Raw genomic sequence first — 16794 nt, 5'->3', positions numbered from 1 at the left:
CCATCGCTATGGGCGCCGTCGCGCGAGGTCGAGGACCCGCCGCGCGCCCTCCACCACGGCCTCGTCCACGAACGTGCCGTCCGGGAGTGCCAGGGCGCCCGACTCCGTCGTGGACGCCTTGACGATCTGCTCGGCGCGGTCGGTCTCCTCCGGAGTGGGGAGGTAGGCGCGCTCGATGGCCGGGAGCTGGCGGGGGTGGATCGCCGCGCGCCCCAGGAAGCCCAGGGAACGGCCGTGCGCGCAGGATGCCGTCAGGCCCTCGATGTCACGGATGTCCGGGTAGACCGACTGCGCGGGCGGTGCGAGCCCCGCCGCTCGGGCAGCCACCACCACGCGCGCGCGGGACCAGTCGAGGCCCGCGTCGTCACGTACGCCAAGGTCCGCACGGAGGTCCGCCTCGCCGAGGGAGAGCCCGTGCAGGGCCGGGTGTGCGGTGGCGATGGCGAAGGCGTGCTCCAGGCCCACGGCCGATTCGATGAGGGCGTGCAGGGCCGGAGCGCCGCCGTCCGCGGGGGCCGCCCGTTCCGCGACGCGCACGACGTCGGCGGGGCAGGTCACCTTGGGCAGGCGCAGGCCGGTGACCCCGGGCAGATGCGCGATCGCCCGGAGGTCGGCCTCGGCCAAGGGCCCGTCCAGCGCGTTCACGCGGACGTGGACCGGGACTGCGGGAGTCTGGGTGAGCAGTTCGGCCGTCGCCGATCGCGCGTACTCCTTGCGGTCCTGGCCGACCGCGTCCTCCAGGTCGACGATGACCGCGTCGGCGCCCGCGAGCAGGGCCTTCGCCACCACGGACGGCCGGTCTCCGGGCGCGTACAGCCAGGTCAGAGGGGTGTCCCTCACAGCGCGCCCTCCTTGCGAAGGCCCTCGATCTCCCCTTCCGTCAGGCCGAGTTCGGCCAGGACCTCGTCCGTGTCCGCCCCGTGCGGGCGGCCCGCCCAGCCGATCGAGCCCGGGGTCTCGGAGAGGCGGAAGAGGACGTTCTGCATGCGCAGCGGGCCGAGCTCCGGGTCGTCGACCGTGGTGACGGTGTCCAGGGCCGCGTACTGGGGATCGGTCATCACGTCGCGTACGTCCTGGATGGGGGCGACCGCCGCCTCCGCCTTCTCGAAGGCCTCGATCACCTCCGCGCGGCTGTGCAGGGCGATCCAGTCGCCGACCGCCCCGTCGAGCACGTCCGCGTGGGCCGCGCGGTCCGCGCCCGTCGCGAACCAGGGCTCGGAGATCAGCTCCGGGCGGCCCACCAGGCGCATCACGCGCTCGGCGATCGACTGGGCGGAGGTGGAGACGGCGACCCAACTGCCGTCCGCCGTCCGGTAGGTGTTGCGGGGCGCGTTGTTGGTGGAGCGGTTGCCGGTGCGGGGCTGGACGTGGTCCAGCTGGTCGTACCAGAGCGGCTGCGGGCCCAGGACCGTGAGGATCGGCTCGATGATCGCCATGTCCACCACCTGGCCCTGGCCCGTCCGGTCACGGGCCGCGAGCGCCGTCATCACCGCGTACGCCGTCGCGAGCCCCGCGATCGAGTCGGCGAGGCCGAAGGGCGGCAGGGTGGGCGGCCCGTCCGGTTCGCCGGTGATCGCGGCGAAGCCGCTCATCGCCTCCGCGAGCGTGCCGAAGCCGGGGCGTCGGGAGTACGGGCCGAACTGGCCGAAGCCCGTGACGCGGGCCAGGACGAGGCGGGGGTTCGCCCCGCTCAGCTCCTCCCAGCCGAGGTCCCACTTCTCCAGGGTCCCCGGGCGGAAGTTCTCGACGACCACGTCCGCGGTGGCGGCCAGACGCAGGAGGGTCTCGCGACCGCCGGGTGTGGAGAGGTCGAGCGTCATCGTGCGCTTGTTCCGGCCGAGGAGCTTCCACCAGAGCCCGACGCCGTCCTTCGACGGGCCGTGCCCACGGGACGGGTCGGGCTTGCGCGGGTGCTCGACCTTGATGACGTCCGCGCCGAAGTCGCCGAGCATCGTGGCGGCGAGCGGCCCCGCGAAGAGCGTCGCGAGGTCCAGGACGCGGAGGCCGGTGAGGGGTGCGGTGGTGTCGGTGAGGGGTGCCGTCATGATGCGGCTCCGTTCGTCTGGGTGTCGATCTCGGAGCGGAACGGCATGGACGCCGACGCACCCGGGCGCTGGACGGAGAGCGCCGCCGCCGACGACGCCCACGCGAGCGCCTCCGGCACGGAGCCGCCCTCGGCGAGCGCCACCGCGAGGGTGCCGACGAACGTGTCGCCCGCGCCGGTCGTGTCCACGGCGGTGACGTGCGGGGCCTCCACCATGACCGGCTCGGCTCCCCGGGCCGCGTACAGGCTGCCGCGGGCACCGAGGGTGACGACGACTTCGGGGACCTGGGAGAGGAGCGCGTGGGCGGCGGTCCGCGGGTCGGTCAGGCCGGTGAGGGTGGCGGCCTCGTGTTCGTTCGGCACCAACAGGTCGATGGTGGCGAGGAGTTCGGGGGGCAGCGGCTGCGCGGGAGCCGGGGTGAGGATGGTGCGTACGCCGTGCCTGCGTGCGGCCTGCGCGGCGGCGAGCACTCCTTCGACGGGGATCTCCAGCTGCAGCAGGAGGGTGTCGGCGGAGGTGATCAGGCCTTCGTCTCCGGGGGCGAGCGCGGTGAGCGTGCCGTTGGCGCCGGGGATGACGACGATCGCGTTGCCGCCTTCGTCGTCGACCACGATGTGCGCGGTGCCGGTGGGCGCGGTGTCGACGGTGCGCAGCAGGTCCGTGTCGACTCCGGAGTGCTCGAGTGCGGCGCGCAGCTGCGCCCCGAAGGCGTCGGCGCCGACCGCGCCGATCATCGACACGGCGTCGGCGCCCGCGCGGGCCGCGGCGACGGCCTGGTTGGCGCCCTTGCCGCCGGGGAGCGTACGGAACTCGCGGCCGGTGACGGTCTCTCCGCGCTGCGGGGCCTTGGCGACGTACGCGACGAGGTCCATGTTCGTGCTGCCGAGCACGGCGATGTGGGTCATGGGCGGGGGGTCTCCTGGATCTCCTGGACGGGATCGGTGGTGAGAGTGAGTTCGGTGGCGAGCGCCAGTTCGGTGGTGAGGTCCGCGAGGGTGTCGAAGCCGGTGCCGTCGAAGCCCGGGACGGAGCTGGCGAGGCGGTTCTTGAGCGGCGACGTCCAGCGGTCGGGCAGCGCGTCCGGGTGGCCCGCGAGCAGGCCCGCGATCGATCCCGCCGTCGCGCCGTTCGAGTCGGTGTCCCAGCCACCGGAGACCGCGCGGGTGATGGAGCCGGTGAAGTCGCCTTCGGCGTGGGTGAGGGCCGCGGACAGGAGGGCGGCGTTCGGGATGACGTGGACCCAGTGGTGGTGGCCGTAGGCGGCGTGCAGGTCGTCCACCACTTGGTCGAAGTCCGGTGTGCAGGCGGCCAGTTGGATGCCGTGTCGGATCGCGCGGGCCAGGCGTGAGTCCGCGGGTACGACGGTGAGGCCCGTACGGAGGCAGTGGTGGACGTCTCCGGTGGCTGCCGCCGCCTCGGCGATGGTGGCCGCGGCGAACATCGCGCCGTACACGCCGTTGGCGGTGTGGCTGAGGCTCGCGTCGCGGCGGGCCTGGTCGGCGGCGGCCGTGGGTGCGCCCGGATTTGTCCAGCCGTGGACGTCGGCACGGATCAGGGCGCCGATCCATTCGCGGAAGGGGTTGTGGTGGGTGGCGGTGTGCGGGGGCTCGATGCCGTTGAGGAGGTTGCGGTAGGCGATGCGTTCGGCGGTGAAGGTGCGGGCCGCGGGGAGCTCGTCCAGCCAGAGCTTTGCCACGTCCGTGGTGGTGAAGTGCCTGCCGTGGCGCTGGAGGAGACGGAGGTTGAGGAGGGGGTAGTTGAGGTCGTCGTCCTCGGGCATGCCGTTGATGTTCTCGGCGAGGGAGGTTTGCGCGGAGCGCTTGTTCCAGGGGTGGGCTTCCCTCAGCTCCGGGGGGAGGCCCTTCTCCGTGAACCAGGTGGTGAGGGGCCAGTTGCCTGTTGCTTTGGCCAGGCTGCGGATGGCTTCGAGGGGGAGTTTCTCCACTGGCTTGCCCAGGAGGCAGCCTGCGGCTCTGCCCAGCCAGGCCGCGTGGAGGCGGTGACGTAGGGCTTCTTTTTCCCCAGTTCCGCCCCTTCCCGAAACCGCCTGCAGCGGGGCCTTGTTCTCGGGCGCGGGTCGGTTCGTGGTGTTGTGCCCACCCTCCCCCGCTCTCAACTCCGTTCGAGCGGGGGGACCCCCATCGCCTTGCGGAACGCCTGCCCACAACGGCGCGGCCAGTTCATGCATGAGCTGTACAGCCAGGGCTCGTAGCTGGGGGGAAGGTGGCGTTGGGGACGCGCCCGCTCGTGGCGGGGCCAAGTGGCCGCCTGCTGTCAGCCAGCGTGAACGTACGGAACGCACGTCATTGCCCTCCTCCTCCGCCTGGCGGAGTTCGTGGCCCACCAAGTCCTCCGGCTGGACCCAGGTGAGGCGGATCATCGGGTGGCCGTCAGGGCCGCGTACGCCGATTCGTGGGCGCGGCGGCGGCGTACGTCGCGGGTGAAGATCTCCTGGGTGACCTCCGTCAGCGTCCTCGCGGGGGCGTGCAGGTCCAGGCGGCTCGCCTCCGCGACCGTCTTGGACCACTCGGGCGGTGCGCCCGAGCCCAGTGCGCCCGCGATCGCGCCGCTCATGGTCGCGATCGAGTCGCAGTCACGGCCGTAGTTGACCGAGCCGAGGACCGTGTGGCGGTAGTCGCCGTCGCCCACCAGGAGCATGCCGAGTGCGATCGGGAGTTCCTCGATGGCGTGCAGGCGTGAGGGGCGGCGGGCGCCGAGTGACGGGGCGCGGTAGTCCGTGCCGACCGTGTCGAAGGGGATGACCGCGGTGCGCAGGGGATCGAGCGCCGACTCGAAGTCGTGGTGATGGGCGGCCACTTCGGCCACCGACTCGATCGCGGCCCGCGTCCCGTCCTTCGCGAGACAGAGCGCGGTGTCGATCACCGAGGTGGGCGTCGCGCCGGGTGCGCACGCCGCGGCCACCGCCGCCGCGAAGACCGCGGCGGCCTCACGTCCGTACGACGACTGGTGCGCGCCCGCGACGTCGAGGGCCTCGGTGTACGCACCCTCCGGGTTCGCCGCGTTGACCAGGCCGACCGGCGCCATGTACATCGCCGCACCGCAGTTGACGATGTTTCCGGTGCCCGCCTCGCGCGGGTCGACGTGGCCGTAGTGGATGCGGGCGACGATCCACTTCTCGGCGAGGAAGAGGCGCTGGAGGGGGATGGCCTCCGTCTCCAGCTCCGGGATCCAGCGGGGGGTCCGCATGAGGTCGGGGACCAGGTGGTCGGCGACCGCGTAGGCGTCCAAGTGGTCGCGGACGGTGGCGTACACGCGGATGAGCGCGTGCGTCATCAAGGTGTCGTCGGTGACGTGCCCGTCGCCCTTGTGGTACGGCGCGATGGGGCGGGCGGTGCGCCATCGGTCGCCGTTCCAGGGGCCGACGATGCCGTGTACGCGACCGCCGTGCCGTTCGACGATCTGCTCGGGGGAGTAGCCCTCGACCGGGCCGCCGATGGCGTCGCCGACGGCTGCTCCGACCAGGCAGGCCGTGATGCGGTCGGGGAGGGGTAGATCGGTGGGGCGGAGCTCAGCGGACCGTGTCCGGGGGTGATTTGGTGTAGTCATGCCGGAATTGTCCTCCCGGAGTGGTCAGTTCCGTGGCTGCCAGGAGCCCGGCGAGTTCCACCAGGTCGGTGCCCGCGAGGCGGGGGAGCGCGCAGCCGGAGAGGGTGCGGCAGGCGTCGCGCCAGGCTTCGGGGATGGCGGATGCCGTGCCAAGGACGCCGGTCAGGGCGCCGGTCAGGGCGGGTGCGGAGTCGGCGACGCGGGAGAGGCAGGCGGCGGCGGGCACCGCGTCGCGGATACGGCCGCGGGCCGCGGTGGTCAGGGCGAGGGCGACCGGGACGGTCTCCGCGGCGGCGATGCCGTAGCTGTAGACGTGGTCGACGATCTGGTGTTCCAGGAGGGGGACGAGGCCGAACGCGCCGTCCTCCTCGGCCTGGGTGCGGGCGAGTTTGACGGCGTGCCAGGCGTTGCGGCCGATCTCGGTGTGCTCGGGGAGCTGGGCGAGGGCGGCGTCCACCGTCGCGTCGACGTCCGCCCCGCCGAGCGCCGCCGCGATCGCCGAGGCCATGGCGCGTGCGCCGTGCACACCGTCGCCGTCCTGGGTGTAGCAGGCGTCGAACTCGGCCAGTGCGGCGGCCTGTTCGGGGTCGCCCGCGTGTACCAGGGCGAGGACGCAGGCGCGTACGCAGGCGGCGTCGTCGAAGAAGTGGGGGTTGTCGTGGCCGGTGGCGGGTGGGCGCAGGCCCGCGGCGAGGTTGCCGAGGCCCGCGCGGACGGAGATGCGGGCGCGCAGGGGGAGTACGGCGGACTCGACCTCGGGGGCGCGGGCCGCTGCGGCGGCGATGGCCCCTGCCAGGTTGTTCCAGGCCCGGTCCAGGGCTGCGCGGACCCGGCGGTCCGGCGGCAGCGGCTTGGGGTCGCGTGTCCCCTTCGCTGCGCTGAGCAGTGCCTCGGCGGTGAAGGCCGCCCATTCGGCGTCGTCCGATGGGCCCAGGCGGAGGGGTTCCGGGGGTTGGTTGAGCGCGATGGGGACGGGGAGGGTGGTGGTGGCGTTCTGCTCGGCGAAGGTGTCCAGTTCGCGGGTGAGTCTGCGGGTCCACTCGGGCATGCGGGCTGCGCGGTGCTTGGCTGCGGGCCACCCGGCGGCATCGCCTGCGGCGAGGCCCAGGAGCAGGCCCTCGATGCGGGATCCGGTGCCCGGAGGCTGCGGGTGCCAGGGCCCGCCTTGCTGACCGCCTTGTTCATCAGCACCCGGCGGTGGGGGCTGTACCCACCCTCCCCCACTCTCAACTGCGTTCGAGCGGGGGGACTCCCATCGCCGTGCGGAACGCCTGCCCACAGCAGTCACCATGCCTCCAGGTCAGGCACCAGCAATTCCGCGATGTCCAGGACGTGGTGGCCCCGCATCGAAGGAAGGCAGCTGCCCCGCGCCGGAGCGATAGCCGCCGCCCACGGCGGTGGAATCGCCGACGCACCGCACGTCGCTCCGGCCAGCGCGCCAGCTACCGCGGCGGTCGTATCCGCGTCCCGCCCCATGTTGACCGCGGTCAACACCGCGTCCGGGAAGCGGCCCGCCGACGAGGCATACGCGCCGAAGGCGAGGCCCACCGCCTCGGGGGCGAGGTCGGTCCAGGGGTAGCCGCCGATCACCACGGCGGAGCGCACCGCCCGCTCCCCCCGATGCGCCACCGCCACCGCCCGCCGCAGCGAACGGGACGTCCAGCAGTCCATCGGGATGACGGACAGGGCCGCTGCCACCACGGAGTTCACCGACGCCCCGCTCATCGCCGCCGCGACCCCGGCTGCCACGGCCTGCCCGCCGTAGATGCCCTCCCCGTCATGGCTGACGGAGCCGTCGATCGCGACGAGCCGGGCCGCTTCGGCCGGCCGGCCCGCGGCGAAGACCCCGAACGGCGCGGCCCGCATCGCCAGGCCGTCGCTCCACGCGTGCCGGTGCTGGGCCGAGATGGGCGCCGCGAGGCCGCGGCGCAGGTTCTCCAGCGTGCCGCGCTCGCTGAAGCCCGCGCCCCGGGAGGGCCCCTCGTCCAGGTCCGCGATCCACTCGTGCCAGGCCGCTTCCACGTGCGCGACGGTGAGCGCCGAGCCGTGCCGAGCCAGCAGGAGCCCCGAGAAGATCGCGTACTCGGTGTCGTCCGTGCCCGACGGATGTTCGGCGACGTATCCGGTGATGCGTCCCCAACGGCGGCGGATCTCCGACGGCTTCATGTTCTCGGCGGGCGCGCCCAGCGCGTCGCCGACGGCCAGGCCGAGGAGCGCGCCACGCGCCCGTTCGCTCAGGCCTGCGCCCGTCACTCCTGTCACACCGGTCAAGCTCGTCATGCCATGCCTCCATGGTGCCGAGACGTTGCGGATATCCCTGCCACGCGGCACCCCTGACGCGAGCATCCGGACCGCCGAAGTCACCCCTCCGGCACGTGCGATCACCAGTTCGAGGGACCCGCGTTCTTGCAGGTAAGTACGGCCTTCCTTGCTGGCGAGAGCGATTTTTCGCGCGTACTTTCGAGATCGTCCAAGCACTGAGGGGGCCCACCATGGCGATCATCGAGACCGAAGCGACGCTGCACGAGGCGCATCGCGACAACCACACCCACCGCGATGTCAACGGCGGCTGGCTGCGGCCTGCCGTCTTCGGTGCGATGGACGGTCTGGTGTCCAACCTGGCCCTGATGACCGGTGTCGCGGGCGGAGCCGTCGCGCAGCAGACCATCGTCGTCACGGGTCTGGTCGGCCTCGCCGCGGGCGCCTTCTCGATGGCCGCGGGCGAATACACCTCCGTCGCCTCGCAGCGTGAGCTCGTACAGGCCGAACTCGACGTGGAGCGGCGGGAGTTGCGCAAGCACCCCGCGGACGAGGAGGAGGAGCTCGCCGCGCTGTACGTGTCGCGCGGTGTCGAGGCGGGGCTCGCCCGTGAGGTCGCCAAGCAACTGTCCAAGGATCCCGAGCAGGCCCTGGAGATCCACGCGCGCGAGGAGCTGGGCATCGATCCCGGCGATCTGCCCTCGCCGACCGTCGCCGCGGTCTCCTCGTTCGGCGCCTTCGCACTCGGCGCCCTGCTTCCCGTGCTGCCGTATCTGCTCGGCGCCGACACGTTCTGGCCCGCGCTGCTGCTCGCGCTGATCGGGCTCTTCGCCTGCGGTGCCGTCGTGGCGAAGGTGACCGCCCGGTCCTGGTGGTTCAGCGGACTTCGGCAGCTGGCTCTCGGTGGTGCCGCGGCTGGTGTGACGTACGCCCTGGGCAGCTTGTTCGGTACCGCCGTAGGATGAACGCTTGCAGTCCTATGCGGGTCTCCGCATAAGTAGCCGTTACTCGGCGGTTTCGAGTCCTTAACCACCGGGCATGAGCCGTAAGCGCTGCGGGCAATGAGGCCTGTGCCGCTCTCGGGCCTTCGGTCAAGGATCTGTCCGCATGTGTCCCCTCCCTGCCGCTCTCCACCTTACGAGCGGTGTCCACATGGTGGAATGAAGTATCCGCTTTTCGAGAAGCGTTCCATCATGTAACCTGCACGAAATTTCGCCTGGGCCAACGTCGTCCCTCGCTTTTTGCCTATGCCACGACGACGACGGGAGAGCCAATGCGTACGCACGCCTGGTCGCCCATGGACGGTCGCCCCGCCCCCCAGGGCATGTACGACCCCCGTAACGAGCACGATGCCTGTGGTGTCGGGTTCGTGGCCACCCTCACCGGTGTAGCCAGCCATGAGCTGGTCGAACAGGCGCTGACCGTACTGCGCAATCTCGAACACCGTGGTGCCACCGGCTCCGAGCCGGACTCCGGCGACGGCGCCGGCATCCTGCTCCAGGTCCCGGACGCCTTCCTGCACGAGGTCACCGACTTCGCGCTCCCCGCGGCGGGTGCCTACGCCGTCGGTATCGCCTTCCTGCCGGTCGACACGGCGGGCACGACCGACGCCGCCGTCTCACAGATCGAGACGATCGCTTCCGAGGAAGGCCTGACGGTCCTCGGTTGGCGCGACGTTCCCGTCGCCCCCGAGCTGCTCGGAGCCACCGCCCGCTCGACGATGCCGGTCTTCCGGCAGATCTTCGTGGCCGACGGCGAGAGCTCCGGCGTCGCGCTCGACCGCAAGGCCTTCGTGCTGCGCAAGCGCGCCGAGCGTGAGGCAGGGACGTACTTCCCCTCGCTCTCCGCCCGGACCATCGTCTACAAGGGCATGCTCACCACCGGCCAGCTGGAGCCGTTCTTCCCCGACCTGTCCGACCGCCGTTTCGCCACGGCCGTCGCGCTCGTCCACTCGCGCTTCTCCACGAACACGTTCCCGAGCTGGCCGCTCGCGCACCCCTACCGCTTCGTCGCGCACAACGGCGAGATCAACACGGTCAAGGGCAACCGGAACTGGATGCGGGCGCGCGAGTCGCAGCTCGCCTCCGACCTGTTCGGCTTCGCCGACAACCAGCACAGTGCCTCCGCCGGCGAGCGCAGCACCGACAAGCTCGACCGCGTCTTCCCCATCTGTACGCCGGACGCGTCCGACTCCGCCTCCTTCGACGAGGTGCTCGAACTCCTGCACCTCGGTGGGCGTTCGCTCCCGCACTCGGTCCTGATGATGATCCCCGAGGCGTGGGAGAACCACGGCTCGATGGACCCGGCACGCCGCGCCTTCTACCAGTACCACTCCACGATGATGGAGCCCTGGGACGGCCCGGCCTGCGTCACCTTCACCGACGGCACCCAGGTCGGCGCCGTGCTCGACCGCAACGGCCTGCGCCCCGGCCGCTACTGGGTCACCGACGACGGCCTCGTCGTCCTCGGCTCCGAGGTCGGCGTCCTGGACATCGACCCCGCGAAGGTCGTCCGCAAGGGCCGCCTGCAGCCCGGCAAGATGTTCCTCGTCGACACCGCCGAGCACCGCATCGTCGAGGACGACGAGATCAAGGCCGCCCTCGCCGCCGAGAACCCGTACCAGGAGTGGCTGGAAGCCGGCGAGATCGAGCTCTCCGATCTGCCCGAGCGCGAGCACATCGTGCACACGCACGCCTCCGTCACGCGCCGCCAGCAGACCTTCGGCTACACCGAGGAAGAGCTGCGCATCATCCTCGCGCCGATGGCCAAGTCCGGTGGCGAGCCGCTCGGCTCCATGGGCACGGACACCCCGATCGCGGCGCTCTCCGAGCGCCCGCGGCTGATCTTCGACTACTTCACGCAGCTGTTCGCGCAGGTCACGAACCCGCCCCTGGACGCCATCCGTGAAGAGCTCGTCACCTCGCTGCACTCCTCGCTGGGCCCGCAGGGCAACATCCTGGAGCCGACCGCCGCGACCTGTCGCAGCGTCACGCTGCCCTTCCCGGTGATCGACAACGACGAGCTCGCCAAGCTCATCCACATCAACGCCGACGGCGACATGCCCGGCATGACGGCCGCGACCCTCTCCGGCCTCTACCGCGTCAGCGGCGGCGGCGACGCCCTTGCCGCCCGCATCGAGGAGATCTGCGCCGAGGCCGACGCCGCCATAGAGGCCGGCGCCCGTCTGATCGTGCTCTCCGACCGGCACTCGGACGCCGAGCACGCGCCGATCCCCTCGCTGCTGCTCACCGCGGCCGTCCACCACCACCTCATCCGCACGAAGCAGCGCACCCAGGTGGGCCTGCTCGTCGAGGCGGGCGACGTCCGCGAGGTCCACCACGTGGCCCTCCTCATCGGCTACGGCGCCGCGGCGGTCAACCCGTACCTCGCGATGGAGTCGGTCGAGGACCTCGTCCGGGCAGGCACGTTCCTGCCGGGTATGGAGGCCGAGCAGGCCATCCGGAACCTGATCTACGCGCTCGGCAAGGGCGTCCTGAAGGTCATGTCCAAGATGGGCATCTCGACCGTCGCCTCCTACCGCGGCGCGCAGGTCTTCGAGGCCGTCGGCCTCCAGGAGGACTTCGTCGCGAAGTACTTCGTCGGTACGACGTCCAAGATCGGCGGAGTCGGCATCGACGTCGTAGCCCAGGAGGTCGCCGCCCGGCACGCCAAGGCGTACCCCGCTTCGGGCGTCCCCTCGGCGCACCGCGCGCTCGACATAGGCGGTGAGTACCAGTGGCGCCGCGAGGGCGAGCCGCACCTCTTCGACCCGGAGACGGTCTTCCGCCTGCAGCACTCCACGCGCAACCGCCGCTACGACATCTTCAAGAAGTACACGGACCGCGTGAACGAGCAGTCCGAGCGCCTCATGACGCTGCGCGGCCTGTTCAACCTGAAGTCGGACCGTCCCTCGATCTCCGTCGACGAGGTCGAGTCGGCCGCCGACATCGTCAAGCGGTTCTCGACCGGCGCCATGTCGTACGGCTCGATCTCCCGCGAGGCGCACGAGACCCTCGCCATCGCCATGAACCAGCTGGGCGGCAAGTCCAACACCGGTGAGGGCGGCGAGGACGCGGACCGCCTGTACGACCCGGCGCGCCGCTCGTCCATCAAGCAGGTCGCCTCCGGCCGCTTCGGTGTGACCTCCGAGTACCTGGTCAACGCGGACGACATCCAGATCAAGATGGCCCAGGGCGCCAAGCCCGGCGAGGGCGGCCAGCTGCCAGGACACAAGGTCTACCCGTGGGTCGCCAAGACGCGTCACTCGACGCCGGGCGTGGGCCTGATCTCCCCGCCGCCGCACCACGACATCTACTCCATCGAGGACCTGGCCCAGCTGATCCACGACCTGAAGAACGCGAACCCGCAGGCGCGGATTCACGTGAAGCTGGTCTCCGAGGTCGGCGTCGGCACGGTCGCCGCGGGTGTCTCCAAGGCGCACGCCGATGTCGTACTCATCTCGGGTCACGACGGCGGTACGGGCGCATCCCCGCTCACCTCGCTCAAGCACGCGGGCGGTCCCTGGGAGCTCGGCCTCGCCGAGACCCAGCAGACGCTGCTGCTCAACGGCCTGCGCGACCGCATCGTCGTGCAGACCGACGGCCAGCTCAAGACCGGCCGTGACGTCGTCATCGCCGCGCTGCTCGGCGCCGAGGAGTTCGGTTTCGCGACCGCGCCGCTCGTCGTCTCCGGCTGCGTCATGATGCGCGTCTGCCACCTGGACACCTGCCCGGTCGGCATCGCCACGCAGAACCCGGCGCTGCGCGAGCGGTTCTCCGGCAAGGCCGAGTACATCGTCAACTTCTTCGAGTTCATCGCCGAAGAGGTCCGCGAGATCCTCGCCGAGCTCGGCTTCCGCACCATCGAGGAGGCCGTCGGCCACGCCGAACTCCTCGACACCGAGCGCGCCGTGAACCACTGGAAGGCGCAGGGCCTCGACCTCGAGCCCCTCTTCCACGTGCCGTCGCTGCCCGGCGGCGCCGTGCGCCACCAGATCGTCGCCCAGGACCACGGCCTGGAGAAGGCACTCGACAACGAGCTGATCAAGCTCGCCGCCGACGCGCTCTCCGCCTCCAGCGCGACCGACGCCCAGCCGGTCCGCGCGCAGGTCGCGATCCGTAACATCAACCGCACGGTCGGCACCATGCTCGGCCACGAGGTGACGAAGAAGTTCGGTGGCGCGGGCCTGCCCGACGACACCATCGACATCACCTTCACCGGCTCGGCGGGCCAGTCGTTCGGCGCGTTCGTGCCGCGCGGCGTGACCCTCCGTCTGGAGGGCGACGCCAACGACTACGTCGGCAAGGGCCTCTCCGGCGGCCGTGTCATCGTGCGCCCGGACCGCGGCGCCGACCACCTCGCCGAGTACTCGACGATCGCGGGCAACACCATCGCGTACGGTGCGACGGGCGGCGAGCTGTTCCTCCGTGGCCGCACGGGCGAGCGGTTCTGCGTCCGCAACTCCGGTGCGACGGTCGTGTCCGAGGGCGTGGGCGACCACGGCTGCGAGTACATGACCGGTGGCCACGCGGTGGTCCTCGGCGAGACGGGCCGTAACTTCGCGGCCGGTATGTCGGGCGGCATCGCGTACGTCATCGACCTCGACCGGGACAACGTCAACTCCGGCAACCTGGGCGCCGTCGAGGCCCTGGACGACTCCGACAAGACGTGGCTGCACGACGTCGTGCGCCGCCATCAGGAGGAGACGGGCTCGACCGTCGCCGAGAAGCTGCTCGCCGAGTGGGACACCGCCGTGGAGCGCTTCAGCAGGATCATCCCCAGCACGTACAAGGCAGTGCTCGCCGCCAAGGACGCCGCCGAGCGAGACGGTCTCTCCGAGAACGAGATCACCGAGAAGATGATGGAGGCGGCGACCAATGGCTGATCCCAAGGGCTTTTTGAACCATGGCCGTGAGGTCGCGCAGACCCGCCCGGTCGGCGAGCGCGTCCAGGACTGGAACGAGGTCTACGTTCCTGGCTCCCTCCTCCCGATCATCTCCAAGCAGGCCTCGCGCTGCATGGACTGCGGCATCCCGTTCTGCCACCAGGGCTGTCCGCTGGGCAACCTGATCCCCGAGTGGAACGACTTCGCGTACCGCGAGGATTGGTCGGCCGCGTCCGAGCGGCTGCACGCCACGAACAACTTCCCCGAGTTCACCGGCCGCCTCTGCCCGGCGCCCTGTGAGTCGGCGTGCGTGCTCGGCATCAACCAGCCGGCCGTCACCATCAAGAACGTCGAAGTCTCCATCATCGACAAGGCGTGGGACACGGGTGACGTGCTTCCGCAGGCGCCCGACCGCCTGTCCGGCAAGACCGTCGCCGTCATCGGCTCGGGCCCCGCGGGTCTCGCCGCCGCCCAGCAGCTGACGCGGGCCGGTCACACGGTCGCCGTGTACGAGCGCGCGGACCGCATCGGCGGCCTCCTGCGCTACGGCATCCCCGAGTTCAAGATGGAGAAGCGCCACATCAACCGCCGCATCGAGCAGATGCGCGCGGAGGGCACCAAGTTCCGTACGGGCGTGGAGATCGGCCGCGACATCGACGCGGCGAAGCTGCGCAAGCGGTACGACGCGGTGGTCATCGCCGCGGGCGCCACGATGGCACGCGACCTCCCGGTCCCCGGCCGTGAGCTCAAGGGCGTCTACCAGGCGATGGAGTACCTGCCCCTGGCCAACAAGGTCCAGGAGGGCGACTACGTCACCACGCCCGTCTCCGCCGAGGGCAAGCACGTCGTCGTCATCGGCGGCGGCGACACCGGCGCGGACTGCGTGGGCACGGCGCACCGTCAGGGCGCGGCCTCCGTGACGCAGCTGGAGATCATGCCGAAGCCGGGCGAGGACCGTGCGCCGCATCAGCCGTGGCCGACCTTCCCCATGCTCTACAAGGTGACCTCCGCGCACGAGGAGGGCGGCGAGCGGGTCTACTCCGTCTCGACCACGCACTTCGAGGGCGACGAGGACGGGAACGTGCAGTTCCTGCACCTCATCGAGGTCGAGTTCATCGACGGCAAGCTGACCCAGAAGCCGGGCACGGAGCGCAAGATCCCCGCCCAGCTGGTCACTCTGGCGATGGGCTTCACGGGTACGGACCGCGAGAACGGCATGGTCGACCAGTTCTCCCTGGACCTGGACGAGCGCGGGAACGTCGCGCGTGACGCCGAGTTCCAGACGAACGTGCCCGGCGTCTTCGTCGCCGGTGACGCGGGCCGCGGCCAGTCGCTCATCGTCTGGGCGATCGCCGAGGGTCGTTCCGCTGCGCGGGGCGTGGACCGATTCCTGACCGGAGCGAGCGACCTGCCGTCGCCGATCCGCCCCACGGACCGATCTCTGATGGTCTAGCACGCCCCCTCATACGTCCCGTACAACGGCGTACGGAACTGATGCGGCGCCCGCCTTGTCCCCGACCGGACTGGGGCGGGCGCCGTGGCGTTTCCAGACCACGGCGGCGTATCCCCCGCGTTGCAAGCAATGCAACGTGCATTGCTTGCAACGCAAATCACGTTTCGGACCCCTTAGCCGAATGGGTCTAGACCGCGCCCTGAGCCTGCGTCCACAATCGCTCCCACAAACGGATCGGCGCAGTTACAGCACATACCCATGAGGGGGCCGGTATGAAGCGACGGGTCATCGCGGCAGGTATCGCCATGACGCTCGGACTGACCGCGACGGCATGCGGCAGCGATGACGGGAGCGACAGCGGCGACAACGCGACCGACGGCAAGGGCAAGACCCTCACCGTATGGATCATGGAGGGGACCAACCCCGACGCCAGGCCCTTCTTCAAGGAGGCCGAGAAGGCGTTCCAGAAGAAGACCGGCGCCAAGATCCACGTCGAGTACCAGCAGTGGGCCACCGCGCAGAAGAAGTTCACCACCGCCATCGAGGGCGGCGAGGACCAGGTCCCGGACGTGGCCGAGGTCGGTACGACCTGGGTGCCGCAGTTCGCGGAGACCGGCGCGCTCGTCGACGTGACGGACAAGGTCAAGGAGTCCGGCCTCAACGACGACCTCGTCGAGGGCCTCGCGGACGCGGGCACGCTCGACGGCAAGCAGTACGGCATGCCGTGGTACGCGGGCGTACGCAGCATCGTCTACCGCAAGGACGTCTTCGAGAAGCACAAGCTGAAAGCGCCGACCACCTGGAAGGAGCTTCAGTCCGCGGCCAAGACGCTGAAGGACAAGGAGCCCGGGATGATCCCCTTCCCGGTCGCGGGCGGCGCCGAAATGTTCGCCACCCCCTTCATCTGGGGCGCCGGAGGCGAACTCGCCACCGAGCAGGGCGGCAAGTGGAAGTCCGGCATCAACTCGCCCGAGGCCGTCAAGGGCATCGAGTTCTACACGGGCCTCGCCACCAAGGACAAGGTCTCCCCGGCCAAGGTGAACACCTGGACGGAGAAGGAGGTCGGCGACGCCTGGGGCAAGGGCCAGGTCGCGATGTCGGTCAACGGCAACTGGACCCCGAAGGCCATCGTCGAGGCCAACCCGGACCTCAAGGGCAAGCTCGGCGCCGTGCCGATCCCCGGCCAGACCGGCGGCATGAGCAAGTCCTTCCTCGGCGGCTCCTACCTGTCCACGTTCAACACGGACAAGAAGGACCTCGCCTGGGAGTTCGTGAAGATGCTGACCACGGGTGACTTCGCGGCCAAGTGGGCCGCCGAGACCAACTACTTCCCGGGCCAGAACTCCGAGCTGAAGAAGATCGAGGCGAAGAAGGACCCGCTGGTCGAGCCGTTCGCCAAGCAGATGCTGGAGGCCGGCGCGACCGTCCCCAAGACCAAGGCGTACGGCGAGATCCAGGCCTCGAAGGTCATCCCCGGCATGGTGCAGTCCATCCTGACCGGGAAGTCCTCCGTCCAGGAAGCGGCGGACAAGGCCGCCAAGGACATGGACGCGATCTTCGCCAAGGACAAGTAGGCGAGGGCGAGT

The 16794-nt window shown here is 70.7% G+C and carries 11 protein-coding genes; 4 read left to right on the top strand and 7 right to left on the bottom strand.

The window, feature by feature from the left end; genetic code table 11:
• Nucleotides 1-6: 6 nt before the first annotated feature.
• Genes AC5P1C_RS13415 through AC5P1C_RS13385 form a run of 7 tightly spaced genes read right to left on the bottom strand, consistent with a single transcriptional unit; the run spans nucleotide 7 to nucleotide 7892 of the window.
• Nucleotides 7-840, bottom strand: coding sequence for an HpcH/HpaI aldolase/citrate lyase family protein (locus AC5P1C_RS13415; protein WP_493865987.1), 834 nt, complete (start codon nucleotides 838-840; stop codon nucleotides 7-9).
• On the bottom strand, nucleotides 837-2045 hold the full coding sequence (locus AC5P1C_RS13410) for a CaiB/BaiF CoA transferase family protein (RefSeq protein ID WP_493865986.1): 1209 nt from the start codon (nucleotides 2043-2045) through the stop codon (nucleotides 837-839). Before AC5P1C_RS13410 ends, AC5P1C_RS13415 begins: the two co-directional genes overlap by 4 nt.
• Nucleotides 2042-2950 carry a ribokinase gene (gene rbsK / locus AC5P1C_RS13405; protein WP_493865985.1) on the bottom strand — a complete coding sequence of 303 codons (909 nt, stop codon included), beginning with the start codon at nucleotides 2948-2950 and terminating at the stop codon, nucleotides 2042-2044. The genes AC5P1C_RS13410 and rbsK overlap by 4 nt, the downstream gene beginning before the upstream one ends.
• Complete coding sequence (locus AC5P1C_RS13400; protein ID WP_493865984.1) at nucleotides 2947-4425, bottom strand: ADP-ribosylglycohydrolase family protein; 1479 nt, start codon at nucleotides 4423-4425, stop codon at nucleotides 2947-2949. The genes rbsK and AC5P1C_RS13400 overlap by 4 nt, the downstream gene beginning before the upstream one ends.
• On the bottom strand, nucleotides 4422-5612 hold the full coding sequence (locus tag AC5P1C_RS13395) for an ADP-ribosylglycohydrolase family protein (RefSeq protein WP_493865983.1): 1191 nt from the start codon (nucleotides 5610-5612) through the stop codon (nucleotides 4422-4424). The genes AC5P1C_RS13400 and AC5P1C_RS13395 overlap by 4 nt, the downstream gene beginning before the upstream one ends.
• Nucleotides 5575-6903, bottom strand: coding sequence for an ADP-ribosylglycohydrolase family protein (locus AC5P1C_RS13390; RefSeq protein WP_493865982.1), 1329 nt, complete (start codon nucleotides 6901-6903; stop codon nucleotides 5575-5577). Before AC5P1C_RS13390 ends, AC5P1C_RS13395 begins: the two co-directional genes overlap by 38 nt.
• Entirely contained in the window at nucleotides 6897-7892 is a 996-nt protein-coding gene (locus AC5P1C_RS13385) for an ADP-ribosylglycohydrolase family protein (RefSeq protein WP_493865981.1), read from the bottom strand. Before AC5P1C_RS13385 ends, AC5P1C_RS13390 begins: the two co-directional genes overlap by 7 nt.
• A 212-nt stretch (nucleotides 7893-8104) precedes the next feature.
• Between AC5P1C_RS13385 and AC5P1C_RS13380 the strand changes: the two genes are divergently transcribed.
• The 4 genes from AC5P1C_RS13380 to AC5P1C_RS13365 all read left to right on the top strand — a co-directional run bounded on the left by AC5P1C_RS13380 (nucleotide 8105) and on the right by AC5P1C_RS13365 (nucleotide 16782).
• Complete coding sequence (locus tag AC5P1C_RS13380; RefSeq protein ID WP_493865980.1) at nucleotides 8105-8836, top strand: VIT1/CCC1 transporter family protein; 732 nt, start codon at nucleotides 8105-8107, stop codon at nucleotides 8834-8836.
• A gap of 359 nt (nucleotides 8837-9195) precedes the next feature.
• The gene (gltB, locus tag AC5P1C_RS13375) at nucleotides 9196-13755 is read left to right on the top strand and encodes a glutamate synthase large subunit (protein ID WP_493866065.1); all 4560 of its coding nucleotides are present in this window, start codon (nucleotides 9196-9198) and stop codon (nucleotides 13753-13755) included.
• Nucleotides 13748-15208: a glutamate synthase subunit beta gene (locus AC5P1C_RS13370; RefSeq protein WP_493865979.1), complete on the top strand. Its 1461-nt coding sequence runs from the start codon at nucleotides 13748-13750 to the stop codon at nucleotides 15206-15208. Before gltB ends, AC5P1C_RS13370 begins: the two co-directional genes overlap by 8 nt.
• Nucleotides 15209-15480: 272 nt before the next feature.
• The gene (locus AC5P1C_RS13365; protein WP_493865978.1) at nucleotides 15481-16782 is read left to right on the top strand and encodes a sugar ABC transporter substrate-binding protein; all 1302 of its coding nucleotides are present in this window, start codon (nucleotides 15481-15483) and stop codon (nucleotides 16780-16782) included.
• Nucleotides 16783-16794: the final 12 nt, after the last annotated feature.

The organism is Streptomyces sp. A18, from assembly GCF_059026065.1.
The sequence above is the reverse complement of the archived record's forward strand: the minus strand, read 5'-3'. Positions and strand labels throughout refer to the sequence as shown.